Source organism: Sphingopyxis sp. P1IMeth2, assembly GCF_900185685.1.
GTDB classification, from domain to species: domain Bacteria; phylum Pseudomonadota; class Alphaproteobacteria; order Sphingomonadales; family Sphingomonadaceae; genus Sphingopyxis; species Sphingopyxis terrae_A.
Window position 1 is genome coordinate 157,229 of record NZ_FYAT01000001.1, and the last position, 15,404, is coordinate 172,632.

General features: G+C 64.4%; 16 protein-coding genes. 5 read left to right on the top strand and 11 right to left on the bottom strand.

What is annotated here, in order from left to right; genetic code table 11:
• Positions 1-104: 104 nt before the first annotated feature.
• Entirely contained in the window at positions 105-677 is a 573-nt protein-coding gene (locus tag P1IM2_RS00695; RefSeq protein WP_186401121.1) for a Pycsar system effector family protein, read from the bottom strand.
• A gap of 162 nt (positions 678-839) precedes the next feature.
• Here P1IM2_RS00695 and P1IM2_RS00700 point away from each other — a divergent pair, with 162 nt between their 5' ends.
• The 3 genes from P1IM2_RS00700 (at position 840) to P1IM2_RS00710 (ending at position 4,446) form a co-directional block, all read left to right on the top strand.
• Positions 840-1,076 carry an acyl carrier protein gene (locus P1IM2_RS00700; RefSeq protein ID WP_186401122.1) on the top strand — a complete coding sequence of 79 codons (237 nt, stop codon included), beginning with the start codon at positions 840-842 and terminating at the stop codon, positions 1,074-1,076.
• Positions 1,077-1,171: 95 nt separating this feature from the next.
• Positions 1,172-2,374 (top strand): serine palmitoyltransferase, encoded by a 1,203-nt coding sequence (gene spt / locus P1IM2_RS00705; protein WP_062900979.1) that lies wholly within the window; start codon positions 1,172-1,174, stop codon positions 2,372-2,374.
• 128 nt (positions 2,375-2,502) lie between these two features.
• Positions 2,503-4,446 carry an ATP-binding protein gene (locus P1IM2_RS00710; protein ID WP_260833879.1) on the top strand — a complete coding sequence of 648 codons (1,944 nt, stop codon included), beginning with the start codon at positions 2,503-2,505 and terminating at the stop codon, positions 4,444-4,446.
• Here the strand turns inward: P1IM2_RS00710 and P1IM2_RS00715 are convergent.
• From P1IM2_RS00715 to P1IM2_RS00725, 3 genes are read right to left on the bottom strand one after another with little or no spacing between them, the layout of a single operon-like run.
• Positions 4,443-5,303, bottom strand: a complete 861-nt coding sequence (locus P1IM2_RS00715) for a hypothetical protein (RefSeq protein ID WP_186401124.1) — start codon at positions 5,301-5,303, stop codon at positions 4,443-4,445. The genes P1IM2_RS00710 and P1IM2_RS00715 overlap by 4 nt on opposite strands.
• Before the next feature lie 8 nt (positions 5,304-5,311).
• Positions 5,312-6,283, bottom strand: a complete 972-nt coding sequence (locus tag P1IM2_RS00720; RefSeq protein ID WP_003042677.1) for a diacylglycerol/lipid kinase family protein — start codon at positions 6,281-6,283, stop codon at positions 5,312-5,314.
• Between the two features lie 7 nt (positions 6,284-6,290).
• Positions 6,291-6,764, bottom strand: a complete 474-nt coding sequence (locus P1IM2_RS00725) for a DUF2141 domain-containing protein (protein WP_062900982.1) — start codon at positions 6,762-6,764, stop codon at positions 6,291-6,293.
• A gap of 122 nt (positions 6,765-6,886) precedes the next feature.
• On the opposite strand from P1IM2_RS00725, the gene lptF reads away from it, so the two are divergent.
• Positions 6,887-8,095, top strand: a complete 1,209-nt coding sequence (gene lptF / locus P1IM2_RS00730) for an LPS export ABC transporter permease LptF (protein ID WP_082819824.1) — start codon at positions 6,887-6,889, stop codon at positions 8,093-8,095.
• A gap of 2 nt (positions 8,096-8,097) precedes the next feature.
• The gene (lptG, locus tag P1IM2_RS00735; protein WP_058811232.1) at positions 8,098-9,195 is read left to right on the top strand and encodes an LPS export ABC transporter permease LptG; all 1,098 of its coding nucleotides are present in this window, start codon (positions 8,098-8,100) and stop codon (positions 9,193-9,195) included.
• A gap of 173 nt (positions 9,196-9,368) precedes the next feature.
• Here lptG and pnp read toward each other — a convergent pair whose 3' ends face one another.
• From pnp to P1IM2_RS00770, 7 genes are all read right to left on the bottom strand, one after another.
• Entirely contained in the window at positions 9,369-11,675 is a 2,307-nt protein-coding gene (gene pnp / locus P1IM2_RS00740; RefSeq protein WP_062900983.1) for a polyribonucleotide nucleotidyltransferase, read from the bottom strand.
• 194 nt (positions 11,676-11,869) lie between these two features.
• Entirely contained in the window at positions 11,870-12,139 is a 270-nt protein-coding gene (gene rpsO / locus P1IM2_RS00745) for a 30S ribosomal protein S15 (RefSeq protein WP_003042688.1), read from the bottom strand.
• A gap of 24 nt (positions 12,140-12,163) precedes the next feature.
• Positions 12,164-13,123, bottom strand: a complete 960-nt coding sequence (gene truB, locus P1IM2_RS00750) for a tRNA pseudouridine(55) synthase TruB (protein WP_186401125.1) — start codon at positions 13,121-13,123, stop codon at positions 12,164-12,166.
• Positions 13,124-13,187: 64 nt separating this feature from the next.
• Positions 13,188-13,622 carry a DUF6491 family protein gene (locus tag P1IM2_RS00755; RefSeq protein WP_062903008.1) on the bottom strand — a complete coding sequence of 145 codons (435 nt, stop codon included), beginning with the start codon at positions 13,620-13,622 and terminating at the stop codon, positions 13,188-13,190.
• 94 nt (positions 13,623-13,716) lie between these two features.
• Entirely contained in the window at positions 13,717-14,259 is a 543-nt protein-coding gene (locus tag P1IM2_RS00760; RefSeq protein ID WP_186401126.1) for a GNAT family N-acetyltransferase, read from the bottom strand.
• Complete coding sequence (locus tag P1IM2_RS00765; protein ID WP_186401127.1) at positions 14,252-14,866, bottom strand: thymidine kinase; 615 nt, start codon at positions 14,864-14,866, stop codon at positions 14,252-14,254. The genes P1IM2_RS00760 and P1IM2_RS00765 overlap by 8 nt, the downstream gene beginning before the upstream one ends.
• Before the next feature lie 41 nt (positions 14,867-14,907).
• A complete protein-coding gene (locus P1IM2_RS00770) occupies positions 14,908-15,339 on the bottom strand; it encodes an RrF2 family transcriptional regulator (protein ID WP_186401128.1) in 432 nt (143 codons plus the stop codon).
• Positions 15,340-15,404: the final 65 nt, after the last annotated feature.

Below are 15,404 nucleotides of genomic sequence, written 5' to 3' on the forward strand. Positions count from 1 at the left end.
GGATAGGCGCGCTTTTGCGGCCGCTCAATAGCGCGCGAGCGCCGCGCGCGGTTTCGGATGCGGGGGGTGATAAAAAGGCAACAGCCGCTCTCTCATTTCGGCCTTTACCCCGCCCACATTACCGCCATCTCATAGGCGAAGGCGAGGAAGGTCAGCGTCAGGCCGACGACGAACAGGCGATAGGCATAGGCGAGGTAGCGATATTTGCGCCGCGCGAGGACGAGGCCGTTCTGATAGGTGTCGCGCAGGATCGTTTCATAAAGATCCTCCTCGGTCCGCATCCGTGCCTTGACCGCGTCGATGAACTCATCCTCCTCCATCTGCTCGAACCGGCCGAAAAAGAGGATATTGCTATGATCCTTACCATCGCGAAAGACTGCGGGCGGCGCCTTGCCGACGCGCGGGAGTACCGCCGATATGGCGAGCAGCGCCGAGAGGAAGGAGAAGGTCGCCAGCAGCGCGAGCGGCAGCGCGAAGGCCCCCGCCCCGGCGCGCGCCTGTCCGACCGCGAGGGTGAAGACCACGAAGGTCGCGCCCATCAGGATCGACGCCTTTTGATCGGCCATCTGCGACAATTGCATCGTGATCTGCTGATTGGTGCGCACGAGATGCACCGCGTTGGGCGGAAAGGATATGGCGGGCCGCTCCGGCGCCGCGTCCGATTTTGCGCTGTCCATCCAGCCCCCTCCCTGCCCCTTCAGCTTGCGGCGACCTTCGCCCGGATGGCACGAAGGACCGCGAACGGCAAGATGCTGCCCGATTGCCGCCGCAATCGCTTGCCAAGCGGGACGGGGCGCGGCATGCCCGCCCGCAGTTTTTTCATTATGGGACGCACCCGCATGAGCACCCCCCTCGCCGACCAGATCCACGGCCTGATCGAACCTTTCAACAAGAAGGGCGTCGCCCTGACCGACGCGACGACCTTTGCCGGCGACCTTGAATGGGACAGCCTGACGGTGATGGATTTCGTCGCCGAGGTCGAGGATACGTTCGACATCATCATCAGCATGAACATGCAGGCCGAGATCGAAACCGTCGGCGAGCTCGTCGCCGCGGTCGAAAAGCTGCAGGGCTGAAAATCTTGTGCTCCCCGGCGAAAGCCGGGGTCAACGCGACCTCGCGCGACCTATCTGGACCCCGGCTTTCGCCGGGGCACACGGAAGAAACGAATATGACCGACCTTTTCTCCAAATTCGATCCGCTCATCGAACAGCGCGCGGCGCTGCTCGCGACCGGCGTGACCGATCCGTTCAGCCTGGTGATGGAGAAAGTGCTCTCGCCCACCGTCGCAATCTGCAACGGGCGCGAGACGATCCTGCTCGGCACCTATAATTATATGGGCATGACCTTCGACGAGGATGTCATCGCCGCGGGCAAGGACGCGCTCGAGAAGTTCGGCAGCGGCACCACCGGCAGCCGCGTCCTCAACGGCACCTATCAGGGGCACAAGGCGTGCGAGGACGCACTGAAGGAATTTTACGCCATGGATCATGCCATGGTGTTTTCGACCGGATACCAGGCGAACCTCGGCATCATTTCGACGATCGCCGGCAAGGGCGACTATGTCATCCTCGACATCGACAGCCACGCGTCGATCTATGACGGATGCAAGATGGGCGACGCCGAAATCGTCGCTTTTCGCCACAACGATGTCGAAGCGCTCGAAAAGCGGCTGAAGCGCCTGCCCGCCGAGGCCGGCAAGCTCGTCGTGCTCGAAGGCGTCTATTCGATGCTCGGCGACGTGGCGCCGCTGAAGGAGATGATCCGCGTCTCCAAGGAAAATGGCGCGATGGTGCTGGTCGACGAGGCGCATTCGATGGGCTTCATTGGCGAACATGGCCGCGGCGTCGCCGAGGCGCAGGGCGTGATCGACGATGTCGACTTCATCATCGGCACCTTTTCGAAGAGCGTCGGCACCGTCGGTGGCTTCTGCGTGTCGAACCATCCGAAGTTCGAGATCTTGCGCCTCGTCTGCCGCCCTTACGTCTTCACCGCCTCGCTGCCGCCGAGCGTCGTCGCGACCGCGGCGACGAGCATCCGCAAGCTGATGCACGGGTCGAACAAGCGCGCGCATCTGTGGGAAAATTCGAAGACGCTGCACAAGGGGCTGCGCGATCTCGGCTTCACGCTGGGTACCGAAGAGCCGCAGTCGGCGATCATCGCGGTCATCATGCCCGACCTCGAAAAGGGCGCGATGATGTGGGAAGCGCTGCTCGAAGAAGGCCTCTACGTCAATCTCGCCCGCCCGCCCGCAACCCCCGCGGGCATGACGCTGCTGCGCTGCTCGCTATGTGCTGAACATTCGAGCGAGCAGGTGAGCGAGATCCTCGGCCGCTTCGAGCGCGCGGGCAAGCGCGTGGGAATTATCGGCTGAACCGAGCCGCGCCGCCGACCAGCGGATTCATTTTCGGGGCGAACCGAGCGGAACACCGCGCCGTGCGGTCTTCACCGCTTTGCCCCGGAACGCTTGTTGGATAGAAGATCAGCGTGTTCGAGCGGGATTTGGATCACGACAATGAGAGCCGTCGCGAACGGCTGCGCTTCTGGCTGACCGTCGGGCTGGGCGCGGTGCTGACGGGCGTCGTCGGCGCGCTCATCATGTTGATGAGCCGTGCCAACGACAATTATGACCGCTCGCTGAGCTGGCAGGCGCACAGCCTGGAAGTGATTTCACAGACGCGCAGCCTCGATGCCGCGCTGGCGCGCGCCGAGGCGGCACTCGGCCGCTTCGCTGTCGGCCTGAAAAAGGAGGACGGTCGCGTTTTTCAGCAGCAGTGGGGGCTGTCGCAGCAATATCTCGCGCTGCTCCGCCGCAACGTCCGCGACAATCCGGAGCAGGCGGCGCTGGTCAAGACACTGACCGCCGAACTCGACCGGCGCGGGACACAGCTCGGCGATGCGGCGCTCAGCGCCAATTACAACCAGACCATTGCCGCGATCTCGAAATATAACGCCGCCGGACACGATGCCGCGCTGCTGCGCATCGACCGGCTGCTGACCGAATTGATCGGCAACGAACGCGCGATCCTTGCCAACCGCAACCAGCTTGCAGCCGCCGACCGCGCCAGCCTGAACCAGGCGATCCTGCTGTTCACCGTGCTCGCCGCCGCCGCCGCCGTGATCGCGATTGCAGCGACCGTCTCACTCGTTCGGGCCCAGAGCGAACGCCGCGCGGCACGGCGCGAACAATTGGCCGAAAGCGACCGCGCGATGCTGCTGGAGGCGGCGGTGAACGAGCGAACGGCCGAGCTTGCCGAAGCGAACAGCGCGCTGCGCAGCGAAATGGCCGAACGCGCCGCCGCCGAGGAGCAGCTTCGCCAGGCGCAGAAGATGGAAGCGGTCGGCCAGTTGACCGGCGGCATCGCGCATGATTTCAACAATATGCTCGCTGTCGTCGTAGGCGGGCTGGAACTTGCGCAGCGGTGGATCGGCGAAGCGCCCGAAAAGGCACAGCGCCACATTGGCAATGCAATGGACGGGGCCAATCGCGCCGCCGACCTGACCCGCCGCCTGCTGGCCTTCGCACGGTCCGAACCCGCGCGCCCCGAAATGACGCCGATCGACGCCTGCATCGCGGGCTTTTCGGAATTGATCGGGCGCACGATCGGCGACCGTATCGCGCTGACGCTCGACCTTCAGACCGAAGGGCTCGCCTGCTGGGTTGACAAGCAGCAATTCGAAAATGCGCTGCTCAACCTTGCCGTAAACGCGCGCGACGCGATGGACGGGCACGGGTCGCTGACGATCCGGACCCTGCGCGACGAAAAGGACGACACCGCCGCGCTGGCGGTGGAGGTGATCGATACCGGCTGCGGCATGTCGCCCGAGGTACTCAAGCGCGTGTTCGACCCCTTCTACACCACGAAACCCGCGGGTCAGGGCACGGGCCTGGGGATGAGTCAGGTCTTTGCCTTTTGTCGCCAGTCGGGCGGCGAGGTGCAGATTCATTCGGTCGAGGGCGAAGGCACGCGCGTTGCGATGCTGCTGCCCGTCGCAAAGCCGCATGCCGAAGCGGCGGCGCCCGCGGGCGGTTCCGATGCAGCGGTGAGCGAACCGCCGACGGACGCGATGCGCATTCTGGTGGTCGAGGATGACGAGCGCGTCCTGGCCGCCACCGTCGACGCCGTAACCGAGCTTGGTCATCAAGCGATCGCCTGCGACGATCCGCGCGCCGCCGCCGGGCTGGTCGAAGCGCATGGCGGGTTCGACCTGATTCTCAGCGACGTGCTGATGCCCGGCCTGACCGGCCCCGAAATGGTCGCAGAACTGAAGGAACGCTGGCCCGATCTGTCGGTGCTGTTCGTCACCGGCTACGCCGGCGATGCCAGCGAGTTCGAAAGCTTTGGCGACCATGACGTGCTGCGCAAGCCCTTTACGCTGAACGCGCTCGAACAGGCGATCCGCCGCTGCAGCGATGCGCCCGCACCGGAGCGCATCGCTTCCTAGCGGATTGCGCCGCTCTTCACGAGGCGCGGCACCAGCGTCAGCGCGGCGACGAGCGGCCAGCGGCGCTGCCACGGCTTGATCTCTATCTTGGTGCCCGCATGGCGGTTGATCTTCCAGGCGAGATAATCGATCCCGCCGGCATAGGTCAGGCTGGCCTTGGCGAGCCGCACGATGCTGAGCAGCTTGCCCTCGATCCGCCGCCGCGCCCAGCCGCCACCGGTAGCACCGGCCGGGATTGCCGCCATCGCCGGCAGGCTGAAGCGGTCGTAGCGCGCGGCGTCGGCATCGACGACCGACTGCGCCCGGCCGGTGCGTTCGGCGCGCAATTCGACCGAATAGGTCAACGAAAAGGCGCGCCGCCACCAATCGAGCGGCGCCTCGCCATCAACCGCTCCCGCCGCAGCGAGCAAAGTCGGCGCGGCGCGTGCCACCGCCGATACCGCGCGGTCCCGCGCGGTATCGTCGACGGCCCAGACGAGCCGCGACGGCTGAGCAAAGCGCGCCCAGACCGATACGTTGCGCGTTTCAGGGCCGTTCAGGCGGTGAAAATCGCTTTCGCTGAGCACCGCATATTTGGCGATCAGCCCCTCATGCTCGAACGGAAAGACGTTTGGCGGGATAAGCCGGTTGGCGGCCGCGAGCCAGCGCTTCGGATAGGCATCGCCATAGTCCGAAACGATCAGATAGAAATCGAGCATCAGCCCGTCGAGTTCGCTTTCGCGCAGGCAGCTGCCGTAAAAGAGTACCGCGCGGGCGCTGCCCGGGTAGCGGGCCGCGATCGCCGCCGCCATCGCAGCGACGCGCGGATCGACCGGTGTCGAAAGCTCTTCGCGGACGAGATCGGTATGCGCCGACATGCGAGCGCTCAGGCGGCGAGGCGCAGGAAGGGTACCGGCTGGGTCGAGGTCAGGATGATCGGCCGGCCGTGCTTTGCCTCGAAAATCTCGCCGTCGAGGATCACGTTCGAGCGTTCGCCCTCGATACGGATCTCATCACCCTGTTCGAAATGGACCCCGGCGAGCTGATGCTGGCCGAGGGTCCCTCGCCAAGTGGCCCCGAGCATGCGGAACAGCGCGCCGACGCTGCGGTCGACCGCGAGCAATTTCATCCGCCCGTCGCCGCCGTGCGTATCGCTGGTGCGGATACTCAGCAGCAGCTTTTCCAGTGTCGTGACGATGAGCAGCGAGAATTTGCCCTTGAGCTGGCCCTGTCGGATCAGCGACACGGTCAGCGGCTCGGGCTTCGGCGGCAGGCGCCCGCCGCCAATGCCGAAGATGATCGCGAAAAGCCCAAGAATCGCGGCGAGCACATGCGACAGGCCGTTGGGCAGGCCGAGCGGATAGATGCGATTGCGGCAATAGAGCATCACGTCGGCCAGATAGGCACCACCCAGGAACATGCCGAGCACGGGGCGATTGCCGCCGCTGTCGAGCGCGATGAGCTGCCGTTCAATGACATGATCCTCGAGCCGGCCATTCGACACGAGTTCGACGACGCGCTCGAGCGCCTTGATCGGATCGCCTTCGGCGCCCAGATCGAGCGCGATCAGGTTGGTCTTGCCGTTCGGCAGCACCGCGACGGGCGGCGGCGAACCGCCGAAATGGCCCCCCGAATAAAGTTCGGTCAGCGCGGCCTGAACGGTGCCGTCACCGCCGTTGATCGCGACGATGCGCGGGCTGACCATCGCGATCGTACGAATCGCTTCACCGATCTGGTCGACATCCTCGACCTCGTAATGAAAAATGTCGGGGTGCGCCGCGCAATATTCCCGAACCCGCGGCAACAGGGCACGATTCCCCGTTGAGCGCGGATTGGAAAGAAGGGCGACGCTTGCCATCGAGCCCCTACATATATTTCATGTTGATCGAGATCGTCTTCGGCGCGTTGCCAACATCGAACCCCGTCTTCTTGTAGCTCGGCTTGCCGAGATTGAAGATGTTGATGCTCGGGTTGTTCGACATTCCGCCGCCGTCCGAGGTCAGATCGGTCTTGCCGTTGCCGTTGACGTCGTGGCGCACCGCAATGCCATAGTGGCCCGCTTCGGGCAGCGGCACGCAAACGGTCATCGACCCGGCCTGTGCCGGCACTTCGACACGGGTGATCCAGCGCCCCTTGGCGAGCCATTCGGACGCTGTGGCACGATAGCTTTGCACACGAATCTTGCCCGTCCCGGCCTTCACGCCGTTGATGTGGACGAGGGTGGACGGACCGCTCCGGCATTTCGACAGGTCGTTGGTGATAACCTGTCCCTCTGCGTTTGCTGCCACGGATACGGCGAGCAGAGCCACGCAGAGCGACGCCGAGATAAATTTCGACATGACGCATTAGCTCCCAGTGGTTATAGCCACGCCAGCACCGAGCCGACATGGGTCCCTGTTGCCCTTGAATCCGGATATCGGAACCATTTGCGGCCAAATCATGGTGATGGGGCGACGAAAGATTGAATAGACTGCCCGCCATCGACCGTTACATCGCGCGGCTCATCTTCTTTCCCATGCTCGGTACGCTGGTCCTTTCGGCCATGCTGCTGGTGCTGGAAAAGATGCTGCGCCTGTTCGATTTCGTCGCGACCGAAGGCGGGCCGGTGAGCGTCGTGTGGCGGATGCTCGCCAATCTTATCCCAGAATATCTGTCGCTTGGCATCCCGATCGGGCTGATGCTCGGCATCCTGCTCGCCTTCCGCCGGCTCGCGACATCGAGCGAGCTCGACGTGCTGCGCGGGGTAGGGATGAGCTTCGGACGGCTGATGCGCATGCCCTATGCCTTTGCCTTCGCGCTGGCGCTGCTCAACCTCGCGATCGTCGGCTTTATCCAGCCCTATGCGCGCTACGCCTATGAAGGGCTGCGCTTCGAATTGCGGTCGGGCGCGCTCGGCGCGTCGATCAAGGTCGGCGAATTCACCAAATTGGGCAGCCGGATGACGCTGCGCATCGAGCAGAGCTATAACGAGGGGCGCAATCTGCGCGGCATCTTCGTGCGCGGCGAGAACAAGGACGGGCAAAGCGTTTCGGCAACCGCCGCCGAGGGACAGTTTCTTGCCACCGACGATCCCGACACGATCATCCTGCGCCTGACGCGCGGCGTGCTGATCCATGAATCGCCGAAATTCGCGGTGCCGCGGGTCTTGACCTTCGACAGTCACGACCTGCCGATTCCGCTACCCAAGATCGAGGCGTTCCGCACCCGCGGCGGCGCCGATCGCGAACTGACGATCCCCGAATTGCTCGTCGTCGGTCACGACCAGGCCGAACCGCTGGCGACGCGGCTCGAATCGCGCGCGAATTTCCACTTCCGGATCGTCGAAGTGGTGTCGATGTTCTTCATCCCGCTGATGGCGATCGCGCTGGCAATTCCGCCCAAGCGATCGACAAGTTCGCTGGGCGTCTTCCTGTCGATCGTGCTGCTCGTCACCCAGCACAAGATCAACGAATATGCCGAAGCGCTGGGCGCGCGCGGTGCGGTCGATCCGCTGCTGGCGCTGTGGATTCCGCTGCTGCTGTTCGGCGCGCTTGCGGTGTGGATGTATTATACGGTGGCGCATGTCCCCGGCGGCCAACCAATCGGCGCGCTCGAGCGCGTCGCGGCCAAGGCCGGGCAGAAAGTCCGCGCCTTCATCCGCCTGTTCCAGCGCAAGCAGCAGCATATCTGACGATGAACCAGCTCCATTTCTTTCCGTCGCGAACCATGGCGCTCTATGTCGGGCGGCTGTTTCTGGTGCGCAGCTTCGCGATCCTGTTCGCGCTCGTGCTCGTACTCCAGACGCTCGACCTTCTCGGCGAGAGCGGCAAGATCCTGTCGGTCGCAGGCAACAGCGACAGCGACGTGTGGCGCTATGTCGGGCTGCGCCTGCCGCAGATCATCGAGACCTTTCTGCCCTTCTCCGTCCTGCTCGGGACGATCTTGACGCTGATCACGCTCAACCAGAACAGCGAGGTCATCGCGATGAAGGCGTCGGGCATGTCGGCGCATCAGGTGCTGGCGCCGCTGTTCCTTGCCGCGCTGTTCGTTGCCGCGATCAGCTTCGGCTTCAACGAAAGGATCGTGACGCGCGCGACCGCGGCGCTCGCCGCCTGGCAGAAGGTCGAATATGCGCAGATTCCGAAAGACACCGGGATTCGGTCGAACATATGGGTTCGCGACGGCAACAATCTGATCAACGCCGCGACCGTCAGCGGTACCGGAACAGCGATCACGCTGCACGGCGTGCGCATCTATGAACGGTCGGGGGGCGTATTGTCCTCGATACTTTCGGGCGACAGCGCGCGGCCGGTCGCGGGTGGGTGGGAACTCACCAACGCCAAGCGCTTCCTGCGCCGCGCCGGTATCGTCCAGCCGCTCGGCACCATCGTCGCCGCGCCGGGCGTGCGTCCCGACCAGTTCACCCTGGCGCAGGTCGACGGCGATCAACTGCCCTTCACCGAGCTCAAGGCGGCAATCGGCGATCTCGAGGCAGCGGGGCGACCCGTCGATGCGCTGAAAGGCGTGTTGTGGCACAAGATTTCGGGGCCGCTGTCGGCGGTCCTGATGCCGCTACTCGGCGCCGTCGCGGCATTCGGCCTGGCGCGATCGGGCAAGCTGTTCGTGCGTGCAATCATCGGCATGGCGCTGGGCTTCGCCTATTTCGTCGCCGACAATTTCGCGCTCGCGATGGGCGACCTCGGCGCCTATTCCCCCTTCCTCGCCGCATGGGGCCCGTTCATCCTGTTCGCGCTGATCGGCGAGATGATCCTGATCCGGACCGAGGAATAGCGTCCGGACTCCGGGCGCATAGCCGCCGCCCCCCAAGCACCGCCCCGTTTCGGGCCCGGTCCAAATGTTTCGACGGGCAGGCCGACGCCTCTCTCCCCACCCGGAGGCCGACAGCGCCCAAAAGAAAAGGGGCCGCTTTCGCGGCCCCTTCGATTGGTTCGAGAGTCGAAGGATCAGTCCTTCAGGAAGTCGGGCACATGGCCCTGATCTTCCGGACCGTCTTCGCTGCGTTCGCGACGCGGGCCGCGGTCGCCGCCATCGCGGCGGGGGCCGCGATCGCGGCCGCCACGGCCACGGTCGCCGCGATCGCCGCCGTCACGGCGCGGACCACGATCACCGCGCGGTTCGCGGGGTTCGCGCGCCGGACGCGTGTCTTCCAGTTCCTCGCCGGTTTCCTGATCGACGACGCGCATCGACAGGCGGACCTTGCCGCGCGGATCGATCTCGAGGACCTTGACCTTGACTTCCTGGCCTTCGGACAGAACGTCGGCGACCTTTTCGACGCGTTCGTTCTTGATTTCCGACACGTGGACGAGGCCGTCCTTGCCGCCCATGAAGTTCACGAATGCACCGAAATCGACGAGGTTCACGACCTTACCGTTATAGATCTTGCCGACTTCGGCTTCTTCGACGATGCCGAGGATCCACGCCTTGGCGGCTTCGATCTGCGCGGTATCCGACGAGGCGATCTTGATCGTGCCTTCGTCGTCGATGTCCACCTTGGCGCCGGTCGTCGCGACGATTTCGCGGATGACCTTGCCGCCGGTGCCGATGACGTCACGGATCTTCGACTTGTCGATCGTGATCGTTTCGATACGCGGCGCATGCGCCGACAATTCGCTACGGGCTTCGCCGAGCGCCTTGTTCATTTCGCCGAGGATGTGCGCACGGCCTTCCTTGGCCTGCGCCAGCGCCTTTTCGAAGATTTCCTTGGTGATGCCGGCAATCTTGATGTCCATCTGCATCGTGGTGATGCCTTCGGACGTGCCCGCCACCTTGAAGTCCATGTCGCCGAGGTGATCTTCGTCACCCAGAATGTCCGACAGGATCGCAAAATCCTGGCCTTCGAGGATCAGGCCCATCGCGATACCCGACACCGGGCGCGCGATCGGCACGCCGGCATCCATCATCGCGAGGCTGCCGCCGCACACCGACGCCATCGACGACGAACCGTTGGATTCGGTGATGTCGCTGGTAAGACGGATGGTGTAGGGGAAATCTTCCTTCTTCGGCAGCACGGGGTGCAGCGCACGCCACGCCAGCTTGCCGTGGCCGACTTCGCGGCGGCCCGGCGCGCCGAAGCGGCCGACTTCGCCGACCGAATAGGGCGGGAAGTTATAGTGCAGCATGAAGTTCTGATACGACAGGCCGTTGAGGCCGTCGATCATCTGTTCGGCTTCCTTGGTACCCAGCGTGCAGGTCGCGATCGTCTGGGTTTCACCGCGGGTGAACAGCGCCGAACCGTGCGCGCGCGGCAGGAAGTGCGTTTCGGCGACGATCGGACGAATCTGCGTCGTCGTGCGGCCGTCGATGCGCTTGCCGTCCTTCAGGATGGCGGTGCGGACGATTTCGGCTTCCAGCTTCTTGGTCAGCTTGATGCCGGCCATGACTTCCTGCGGGCTGAGGCCGTCGGCTGCAAACTGTTCCTTCGCCTTCGCGCGCGCTTCGTTGAGCGCGTTCGAACGGGCCGACTTGTCGGTCAGCTTGTAGGCGGCGGCGATGTCCTTGCCGATCAGCTTCTTGAGCTTGTCCTTGATCGCGGCATTGTCGTCCGACGATGCGATTTCCCAGGGTTCCTTGGCAGCCTGTTCGGCAAGCTTGATGATCGCCTTGACGACTTCACGGCACGCATCGTGCGCGAACATCACGGCGCCGAGCATGATCTCTTCCGACAGCTCGTTCGCTTCGGATTCGACCATCATCACCGCGTCGTGCGTCGCGGCGACGACGAGGTCGAGGTCGCCTTCGGCAACCTGTTCGTCGGTCGGATTGAGGATATATTCGCCGTCGAGATAGCCGACGCGCGCAGCGCCGATCGGACCCATGAAGGGGACGCCCGAAATGGTGAGCGCGGCCGAGGCCGCGACCATCGCGAGGATGTCGGGTTCATTGTGGCCGTCATAGCTCAGCACCTGAGCGATGGCATTGATCTCGTTGTAGAAGCCTTCGGGGAACAGCGGGCGGATCGGACGGTCGATCAGACGGCTGACCAGCGTTTCCTTTTCGGTCGCACCGCGTTCGCGCTTGAAGAAGCCGCCGGGGATGCGCCCCGCGGCCGAATATTTTTCCTGATAATGGACGGTCAGGGGGAAGAAGTCCTGCCCTTCCTTTACCGACTTGGCAGCGGTCACGGCGCACAGAACGACCGTTTCGCCCAGTGTCGCCATCACGGCGCCGTCGGCCTGACGGGCAACCTTGCCCGTTTCGAGAGTCAGCGTTTCACCGCCCCACTCGATCGATACTTTTTTCACGTCAAACATGGAATTTCCTTCGCCCGCCGGGCCCTATGCCGGGCGGGGCCTCTGTTCCGGGCAATCCGGCCCGGGCGGGTCGGGGCGTCTGTCTGCCCCTGGTTTTCGGAAGCCGGCGCCGGATTGCGGCGGCTCCTCTCCACGCCGCTCTTGCGAACGGCAAAAATGAAAGCGGCCCCGAACCCGGAGCCGCCCTCATGGTCTTACTTGCGAAGACCCAGCTTCGCGATCAGGTCGGTGTAGCGTCCCTCGTCCTTCTTCTTGAGATAGTCGAGGAGGCTGCGGCGCTTGTTGACCATCATCAGCAGCCCGCGACGGCTGTGATTGTCCTTGGCGTGCGACTTGAAATGGCCGGTCAGCGTGTTGATGCGGTCGGTCAGGATCGCGACCTGCACTTCGGGCGAACCCGTATCACCCTTTTCGCGGGCATGTTCCTTGATGAGTTCGGCCTTGCGTTCGGCGGTAATCGACATGTGTTTCTTCCTTCGAACATCCTGTTACAGATTGAAGCCCCGCACGACCTTCAGCGTTCCCGCCAAAGCCTCTATCAATGCCACGGGCCGATCGTCGGCGTCGCGTCCCCAATAGAGCCCGTCCTGCGTGCTTCCCCCGGTCCAGACACGACCCTGACGGATCGCCCCTGCCGCTTCCGGGGAAAGGTCCAGAGCCGGGATGTCGACCAGCCCTGCCTCCAGCGGCAGAAATATCTCTGATTGGGCGGCCCCTTGGCCGAAAGCGTTCAATTTGTCCAGCGAAATCGCCTGATCGAGCGCGAACGGCCCTGCCTTCGTCCGGCGCAACATGGTGACATGCCCGACCGTCCCGACCGCCCGCGCAATGTCGCGCGCGAGGCTGCGGATATAGGTACCCTTCGAAACATGCGCCGTGAGCGTGATGGAATCGAGCCGCTCCGCCTCTCCACTTTCGTCACCCCGGACTTGATCCGGGGTCCATTCGGCGCCCTCGGCAACATATGCCTCAGCAAGTCCGGAATGACGAAGAGAGTGGATCATCACCGCCCGCGCCTTCATCTCGACCGTTTCGCCGGCGCGCGCGCGGTCATAGGCGCGCTCGCCGTCGATCTTGATCGCCGAATAGGCGGGCGGCACCTGTTCCATCGCGCCGGTAAAGCGCGGCAGAACCGCAGCAATTTCCGAAAGCCGCGGCCGCACGTCGCTGGTCGCAACGACGTCGCCCTCCGCGTCGAGCCCGGCGGTCTCGGTCCCGAACTCGATCGTGAAATCATAGACCTTGCTCGCGTCGAGCATGCGCCCGCACAGCTTCGTCGCCTCGCCGATCGCGATCGGCAGCACGCCCGAGGCAAGCGGGTCGAGCGTCCCGCCATGGCCGACCTTGACCTTGCCCAGCCCGGCTTCGCGGCACACGCGCTTGACTGCGGCAACCGCCTGCGTCGAGCCGAGCCCGACGGGCTTGTCCATTATGATCCATCCGTTCATCGCCGCGCGGGCTAGGCCGCGCGGGCGATGCTTGTCAATTCGACCGGGATCGATTCGATCGGGCTCAATTCGACTTGGCGGCGTCCGCTGCGGCCTTGGCGGCTTTCTCCGCCTCGCGCGCTGCCTTGCGCTCTTCCTTGGTCGGCGGCGGCGCCGATGTCACGAAAGACGAAATCGCGCAGCGTTCACCGCGCACCAGAAGCGACGCGAACTTGTCGAGCCGCGAGGTTCCGCGCGTGTCGACGCCGATCGCCTGCGCAAAATCGATGTCGCGGCACGGACCGAAGAAGGTGGCATAATACCAGTCGCGGCGGCTGTCCTGAATCCACACGCCATCCTCGCCATCGGCCTGAAAGGTGCGGATCGTCGCGTTGCTGGGAAAGCTGATGCCGGTTTCGACGCCCAGCGCGCGCGATTCCTGCGGTGCCCCTTCGGCCGCCGCAGTTGCCGAAAGGGGAAGCAAGGCGGCGGCCAGGGAGAGTGCGAATAATCTGTTCATAACGAACCTTTCCAGATGGAGGCCCATCCCGGCACACGGCTTAGCGGGTCGATGCTGAACCGGCGCTGACCCGCTTGCCACGCTCCCACCAACTTCAGCTTCCTGTGCGCCATTCATCGGCGAGCAGCGACCACAGGCCGGTGTCGCGGACAAAGCCGGTCCAGGTGATCCGCTCAGCGCGCAGCACCCCTTCCTTGGTGCAGCCGAGCTTGGTGACGGCCGCCTGGCTGCGCTTGTTGCGCTCATCGATGCGGAATTCGATGCGGCGAATGCCGACGGCATAGGCATGGTCGAGCATCAGTCGTTTGACGCGGCCATTGAGGCCAGTCCCGCGCGCGGCGGGCTCGATATAGCTGTTGCCGATCTCCACCGTCTGCGCCGACACATCGGGACGCAGATAAGCGGTCATGCCGACCAGCCGATCGCCGTCGACGATCGCATAGGGCATCCGGCTCTCATGCCCGATCAGCGCGTTGAAGCTCGTGTCGAAATGATCGGAATCGAAGCTCGACGAATAGATCGGCCAGATATCGGTATCGGCGGCGCAGGCGGCGCGCAGCGCCTCGCGGTGCGGCTCGGCCAGCTTGACGAGCCGGAGGTCGCCGTCGGTCAGTTCGACATAAAGCCGGTCAAGCATCGGCGCCCGCCTCTCGCAAAGCCTCTGCCGCAGCCCGGCGCTTGGCCATGAAATGGCGGCGGCACATGGCGACATAGCGGTCGTTGCCGCCAATCTCGGTCTGCGCCCCCGCGACCACCGCACGGCCGGCGGCATCGACGCGCAGGTTCATCGTCGCCTTGCGCCCGCATTCGCACACCGCCTTGAGTTCGACCAGCGCGTCGGCGATACCGAGCAGCGCCGCCGAACCGGGAAAGAGATCGGCCGCGAAATCGGTGCGCAGCCCGTAACAGAGCACCGGAATATCCGCCTCGTCGGCGAGCCGTGCCAGCGCGAACACCTGATCTTTCGTAAGGAACTGCGCCTCGTCGACGAGCACGCAGGCCAGCGGGCGCTGACGATGCTCGTCGCTCACCGCCGCCCACAAATCGCTTTCGGGATCGAATTTATGCGCCTCGGCAAGCAGGCCGATGCGGCTGGTGATCTGCCCGGCGCCGTAACGGTCGTCGAGCGCGGCGGTCCACAGCATCGTTTCCATCCCGCGCTCGCGATAGTTGAAATCCGCCTGCAGCAGCGTCGTCGACTTGCCCGCGTTCATGCTGGCATAATAGAAATAGAGCTTGGCCATGGCTTGAGCGATACCGCCTCGGCGGCGCCGCGCAAGCCCAATCAGGCGGCGCCGAGCAGCGCGCGAAAACGCGCCGGCTGCGGCAACAGATCGGCGAGGGTATAGCCGTCGAGATGCGCGGCGAAGGCTGCCAGTGCCCCGGCGAGCGCGCCCTGCAATCCGCAGCCGCCGCGCACCGGGCAGGCTGAAGTCGCGGGGTTCATACACTCGACAAAGCCGTCCAGCCTTTCGAGCTCGCGCATCACCGCGCCGACGATCACCGTCTCGGGCGCCCTGGCGAGCGTCAGCCCGCCACCGCGTCCGCGCTGCGCCGCGACATAGCCGAGCGCCTGCAGCCGCTGCGCCACCTTGGCGAGATGGTTGCGCGACACGCCATATTGGCCGGCGATCTCGTCGACCGACATCTGGCGCCCAGTCGCCGCCAGCGCCATCAGGATGCGCAGCGCATAGTCGCTGTGAAGGCTCAATCGCATAAAATAGGTATATGAAATATTGCTTTTATGCGCAAGGTCGATAAAGCGGCAAATGAAATGCCGTT

Bases quoted from the DNA above. Each gene is read 5' to 3' on its own strand.
- P1IM2_RS00695 (WP_186401121.1), bottom strand. From the start codon at position 677: ATGGACAGCGCAAAATCGGACGCGGCGCCGGAGCGGCCCGCCATATCC.
- P1IM2_RS00700 (WP_186401122.1), top strand. From the start codon at position 840: ATGAGCACCCCCCTCGCCGACCAGATCCACGGCCTGATCGAACCTTTC.
- spt (WP_062900979.1), top strand. From the start codon at position 1,172: ATGACCGACCTTTTCTCCAAATTCGATCCGCTCATCGAACAGCGCGCG.
- P1IM2_RS00715 (WP_186401124.1), bottom strand. From the start codon at position 5,303: ATGTCGGCGCATACCGATCTCGTCCGCGAAGAGCTTTCGACACCGGTC.
- P1IM2_RS00720 (WP_003042677.1), bottom strand. From the start codon at position 6,283: ATGGCAAGCGTCGCCCTTCTTTCCAATCCGCGCTCAACGGGGAATCGT.
- P1IM2_RS00725 (WP_062900982.1), bottom strand. From the start codon at position 6,764: ATGTCGAAATTTATCTCGGCGTCGCTCTGCGTGGCTCTGCTCGCCGTA.
- lptG (WP_058811232.1), top strand. From the start codon at position 8,098: ATGAACCAGCTCCATTTCTTTCCGTCGCGAACCATGGCGCTCTATGTC.
- pnp (WP_062900983.1), bottom strand. From the start codon at position 11,675: ATGTTTGACGTGAAAAAAGTATCGATCGAGTGGGGCGGTGAAACGCTG.
- rpsO (WP_003042688.1), bottom strand. From the start codon at position 12,139: ATGTCGATTACCGCCGAACGCAAGGCCGAACTCATCAAGGAACATGCC.
- truB (WP_186401125.1), bottom strand. From the start codon at position 13,123: ATGAACGGATGGATCATAATGGACAAGCCCGTCGGGCTCGGCTCGACG.
- P1IM2_RS00755 (WP_062903008.1), bottom strand. From the start codon at position 13,622: ATGAACAGATTATTCGCACTCTCCCTGGCCGCCGCCTTGCTTCCCCTT.
- P1IM2_RS00760 (WP_186401126.1), bottom strand. From the start codon at position 14,259: ATGCTTGACCGGCTTTATGTCGAACTGACCGACGGCGACCTCCGGCTC.
- P1IM2_RS00765 (WP_186401127.1), bottom strand. From the start codon at position 14,866: ATGGCCAAGCTCTATTTCTATTATGCCAGCATGAACGCGGGCAAGTCG.
- P1IM2_RS00770 (WP_186401128.1), bottom strand. From the start codon at position 15,339: ATGCGATTGAGCCTTCACAGCGACTATGCGCTGCGCATCCTGATGGCG.